Source organism: Gemmatimonas sp., assembly GCF_044345575.1.
In the GTDB taxonomy this organism is placed as follows: Bacteria; Gemmatimonadota; Gemmatimonadetes; order Gemmatimonadales; family Gemmatimonadaceae; genus Gemmatimonas.
In genome coordinates this window covers 1-4,747 of record NZ_JBIJAW010000261.1, presented here as the reverse complement: position 1 = coordinate 4,747, position 4,747 = coordinate 1, and the positions used below count along the sequence as shown (strand labels likewise).

The following is a 4,747-nucleotide window of genomic DNA, read 5'->3' as shown; positions in this document are numbered from 1 at the left end:
AGCGGGCCGGCTTCAACGTGTTCGTGGGTAAGGGGAAGTGCGCGACATGCCATTTCCTGCCGCTCACGAACGGCACGGTGCCCCCGATGTATCAGAAGTCGGAAGTGGAAGTGCTCGGCACGCCGCGTACGGCGACGACGGCAGGTGCCGTGATCGATCCTGACCTGGGCCGATTCCGGTTGAGCCGCGCCGAGCCGCATCGCTACGCGTTCCGCACGCCGAGTCTGCGCAACGTGGCGCTGACCGCGCCGTACATGCACAACGGCGCCTACCCGACGCTCGAATCGGTGGTCGACTTCTACAATCGCGGCGGTGGCGCGGGGATCGGCATCCAGCTCGACAACCAGACGCTGCCCCCCGATCGCCTGAATCTCACGGCGGGTGAACAGCGGCAGCTCGTGGCGTTCATGCGGGCGCTGACCGACACTACGGGGCTGGGGGCGAAGTCGGCGAAGTAGCCGTCGTTCGGGTTTCGCGTTATGGGTCGCGTGCGCCATGTTTCATGGCAGTCCGCAGGATTTCCCTCCTCCGTGTAGCCATCATGCGTCCTTCTCTCCGTTTCGCCGCCGCCGCGGCAGCCCTGCTGTGCAGCACTCGCGCTGATGCGCAGAGCGCCCCCACGTCGGAGCTGTCCAAGCTCATCGAAAGCAAGCTGTCGTCGGTCATGCCCAAGGTGGTTGCCTGGCGTCGTGACATTCACGAGCACCCCGAACTGAGCTTCGAGGAGACGCGCACGGCGAAGCTGGTCGCCGACCATCTGCGGCAGCTCGGGCTCGAAGTGCAGGCGCCGATAGGTAAGACCGGCGTCGTGGGGATCCTGCGCGGCGGCAAGCCTGGCCCGGTGGTGGCGCTGCGCGCCGATATGGACGGTCTGCCCGTCACGGAACTGGTGGACCTGCCGTTCAAGAGCAAGGTGCGCACGCAGTGGCAGGGGCAGGAGGTCGGTGTGATGCATGCCTGTGGGCACGACAATCATGTGGCGATCCTCATGGGCGCGGCCGAGGTACTCGCGGGCATGAAGGCGCAGATCCCGGGGACGATCAAATTCCTTTTCCAGCCGGCCGAGGAAGGACTGGGCGGGGCGCAGGCCATGGTTGACGATGGCGCGCTCAAGGCGCCCGTGCCGAGTGCCGTGTTCGGCCTGCACGTGTGGCCCAACACGGTCGGGTCCATCGCCGTGCGTCAGGGCCCCATCATGGCCGCGGCGGGCAACTTCAAGATCATCGTGAAGGGGCGCCAGACGCATGGGTCGCAGCCGTGGAGCGGCGTGGATCCGATCGTGGTGGCGTCGCAGGTGGTGATGGGGCTGCAGACGATCGCCAGCCGTCAGGTGAACGTGGCGTATCTGCCCAGCGTGCTTACGGTGGGGCAGATCACCGGCGGCAATCGCAGCAACATCATCCCGGACAGTGTGGTGATGGTGGGCACGCTGCGCACGTTCGATGATGCGATGCGCGCCGATATCGCCATGCGCATCAAGCGCACCGCTGAAGACATCGCGCATTCGGCTGGCGCCACGGCGATCGTGGAAGTGGACAAGGGCGGTCTCGTCACGCAGAACGACACCACCCTCACCGACCGTATGATGCCCACGCTCAAGCGCGTCGCGGCGAACGGCGTGCAGTTCATCAACCCGGTCATGGGCAGCGAAGATTTTCCGGTGTTCACCCGGCAGATCCCGGGCATCTTCTTCTTCCTCGGCGTGACGCCGAAGGACAAGGACCCGAACACCGTGGCGGTGAACCACTCGCCGCTCTTCTTCGCCGACGAAGGCGCGCTCGTGACGGGCGTACGGGCGATGACGAACCTCGCCACCGACTATCTCGCGCAAGGGACGAAGAAGTAGTCGCTGGACGCACACCATCGCCTCACATCGTGTGAGGGATTCCCGCATGGCGTCGCCAAGCCGGGAGGGGCACCGTAGAGCGGCCTGAATTCAGGAGGACGCATGCGTGCCACCCAGGATCCCCGAGTGGCCGGGCAGAACGATCTGCTCGCGCCGCTCACCCCGGTTCAACCCCCGCGCGGGCCGCTGCTGGTCGCGAGCGATGCCTCCGCGGCCTCCGACGCCACCTTCCCACTGGCGCGAGTGCTGGCGTTGCACACCGGCGCCGCCGTGCAGGTGGTGAGTGCCGTGCAGCCGAATGTGTTGCCCACCTACGCGTTCGATGCCATGCCGATGCCGGCCATACCGTCGGCGGAGCTCATCGAGCAGCGCGTCACGCAGGTGCAGGCGCAGCTGATGCGCGTGGTGCCCGATGTCGCCGAGCGTGCGGTCTGGCCGGTCATCGTAACGAGCGGTGAGCCCATCCGGGAGATCGTGCGACGGGCGCACGATCTCGAAGCCCGGCTCATCATTGTCGGCCGCGGTCGCCATGGTCTGCTCGAACGCACGATTGGTGGTGAGTCGGTGCTCCGTCTGCTCCAGCTGGGCGAGACGCCGGTGTTGGCGGTAGAGCACACGCTGGAGCGGTTGCCGCGTCGTGTGGTCGTGGCCACCGACTTCAGCGCCTTCAGCATCTATGCCGCGCAGGTGGCGCTCGCGCTGTGCGCACCCGATGCCACCGTGGAGCTGGTGCATGTGGCCCCAAACCTCACCGAGCACGCTCCCGTACTGCGCCAGTTCGCCGAGGAGTATCGGGCGCAGGCCGCGGCCAGCTTTGCCACGATGGTGGATCGATTGCACCAGTCGGAGCTTCGCTTCGAAACAACGCTGCTCGAGGGCAACGCCTCGTCGCGGCTGCTGCAGCATCTCGCTGTGCACCCCGCCGATCTCGTGGTGACGGCGACCCACGGCTATGGCTTCCTGCGTCGGATGGTGCTGGGCAGTGTGGCCGCTGAATTGGTTCGATCGGCCCCGTGCTCCGTGCTGTGCGTGCCCGGGTCCGCGCGCACGCTTGCCTCAATGCGCGCCCACGCCACCGCGCTCCACGATCGAGTGCAGTCTCTACCGCTCGAATCACTCGACCGGCAGCTTGCGTCGTTCGCCGCGCGACATCGCGGGCATCCGTGTGCCGTAGAGGTGAACCGGCGCGACATCGGCGCGCACGCGATCGGTCATCACTTGCCATTGGCGGGGATGAGCTACGAGGGGCCCGGGCACACGCTCACGATGATGTTCGGTCCGTCAGCGGAGCCCGGTCAACACCTGGCCCATCGAATCCATGGGTGCGAATCCGTGGACGTGGTGATGGACACGTCGGGGCGCGAACAGGCGCTGCGGGTGCATCACGGGGATGGGGTGACGGAGCTGCGGCTGGAGTGAGCGGTGAGACGTGAGACATGAGATATGAGGAACTGCAGACGGCGGACGGCAGGAACTACAGCACGCAGTCCGGGAGGAATGCGGTAGAACAAAACGGGGGCGGCCGCTTCGCGGCGCCCCCGATTTCCTTTGCGGTAGGGATATCGGGAGCCGCGCGCAGCGCCGGCTCCCGTGTCGTTCTACCGCATTCCTCCCTCACTGCGTGCTGTGGTTCCTGCCGTCTGCCGTCTGCGGTTTGTCGCCCACACGAACGCTAGCCGCCCACACACCCACCCACACGAACGCTCCCCTACTCCAGCCTCGCCCGCGCCGCCGGCCCGCCCAGCGCCTGTGCCCGAATGCTGTCCATGATGCGGGCCATGTCGGCCTCGTACGTCGCGCGCTCCTCGGTGCTCCACAAATCCGCATTCGACGCCGCGCGAATGGACGCCATCATCTCGTCCACGAGTTCACGGAGGCGGGGATTCCGCCGCCGGTCGGTCGCGTCGGGCGAGGGCACGGGCTGGCGATCAGAGATGGTCATGTGGGTAATGTCCGTGTCGATGCGTGTTGGGACAAGTCGTGACTGCAGACCAAACGGCGCTATGGATGAGCTCGCCTTGCTGATCACGGGGGCGCGTCATTGCTCGATGCACCTCAGAACGTCGGCCGCCGCTTCCCGTGTCCCGTGGCCTGCTCGAAGGCGTGCGCGATCTGCAGCAGTGGCCAATCGCCGCGCGGCTTGCCGACGAGTTGCAGCCCCACCGGGAGCCCGCCGGCACTGAAACCTGCTGGTACGCTGATGGCCGGGCACTGCATGAACGTCACGTACCACGCGCTGCGCATCCAGTCGATGTACGTGGGCATGCGCACGCCGTTCACCTCCGTGGGGTACTCCACGGTGATGTCGAACGGTTCCACCTGCGTCACGGGACACACGAACGCATCGTACTTCGTGAAAAACTGCGACACGTGCCGGTACATCTGCGCCTGCCGCGCGTTCGCCTTCGCCACGTCCACCGCGCTCTGACGCTCGGCTTCCGCGATCTCCCACTTCACCGTGTCCTTGAACAGTGTGGGATTGTCGCGCGACAGCTTGGCGTAGCTGTAGTGGTAGGTGAGATGTCGCAGCGTGGGGAACGCCTCGTCCACGCCGGTGAAATCGGGCTCCGCCTCCTCCACGATGCACCCCATGTCCACGAAGGCCTGCCGCGTGGCATTCACGACGCGCGTGATCTCGGGCTCGAAGGGAATGCCGCCCATGGTCGTGAACCAGGCGATGCGTTTGCCCTTCATCTCGGTGCCGAGCGGGGCGCGGAACATCGCCGGATCATCGGTGAGCACCGACGGATCGGGCGCATACGTGCCGGCGATGGCCGAGAGGAAGAGGGCCACGTCCTGCACCGTGCGCGCCATCGGCCCGGCGGTGGAGAGCGGCGACCACGAGCCATCGTCGTCGGGCACGCGCCCCGGCGATGGGCGGAAGCCCACGATGTTGTTCCA

General features: G+C 66.5%; 5 protein-coding genes. 3 read left to right on the top strand and 2 right to left on the bottom strand.

What is annotated here, in order from left to right; genetic code table 11:
* The 3 genes from ACIQ6O_RS13080 to ACIQ6O_RS13070 form a co-directional block, all read left to right on the top strand.
* On the top strand, positions 1–458 hold a 458-nt coding region (locus ACIQ6O_RS13080; protein WP_396208234.1), incomplete at its 5' end, for a cytochrome-c peroxidase.
* An 83-nt stretch (positions 459–541) separates the two neighbouring features.
* Entirely contained in the window at positions 542–1,846 is a 1,305-nt protein-coding gene (locus ACIQ6O_RS13075) for an amidohydrolase (protein WP_396208233.1), read from the top strand.
* Positions 1,847–1,948: 102 nt separating this feature from the next.
* On the top strand, positions 1,949–3,265 hold the full coding sequence (locus ACIQ6O_RS13070; RefSeq protein ID WP_396208232.1) for a universal stress protein: 1,317 nt from the start codon (positions 1,949–1,951) through the stop codon (positions 3,263–3,265).
* Positions 3,266–3,554: 289 nt separating this feature from the next.
* Here ACIQ6O_RS13070 and ACIQ6O_RS13065 read toward each other — a convergent pair whose 3' ends face one another.
* Both ACIQ6O_RS13065 and ACIQ6O_RS13060 read right to left on the bottom strand, forming a co-directional pair.
* Positions 3,555–3,788 carry a hypothetical protein gene (locus ACIQ6O_RS13065; protein ID WP_396208231.1) on the bottom strand — a complete coding sequence of 78 codons (234 nt, stop codon included), beginning with the start codon at positions 3,786–3,788 and terminating at the stop codon, positions 3,555–3,557.
* Between the two features lie 113 nt (positions 3,789–3,901).
* Positions 3,902–4,747 (bottom strand): amidase family protein (locus ACIQ6O_RS13060; protein WP_396208230.1); only part of this gene is annotated, 846 nt, incomplete at its 5' end.

Excerpts from the sequence above, each read along its gene's own strand:
- ACIQ6O_RS13075 (WP_396208233.1), top strand. The coding sequence starts at position 542 with ATGCGTCCTTCTCTCCGTTTCGCCGCCGCCGCGGCAGCCCTGCTGTGC.
- ACIQ6O_RS13070 (WP_396208232.1), top strand. The coding sequence starts at position 1,949 with ATGCGTGCCACCCAGGATCCCCGAGTGGCCGGGCAGAACGATCTGCTC.
- ACIQ6O_RS13065 (WP_396208231.1), bottom strand. The coding sequence starts at position 3,788 with ATGACCATCTCTGATCGCCAGCCCGTGCCCTCGCCCGACGCGACCGAC.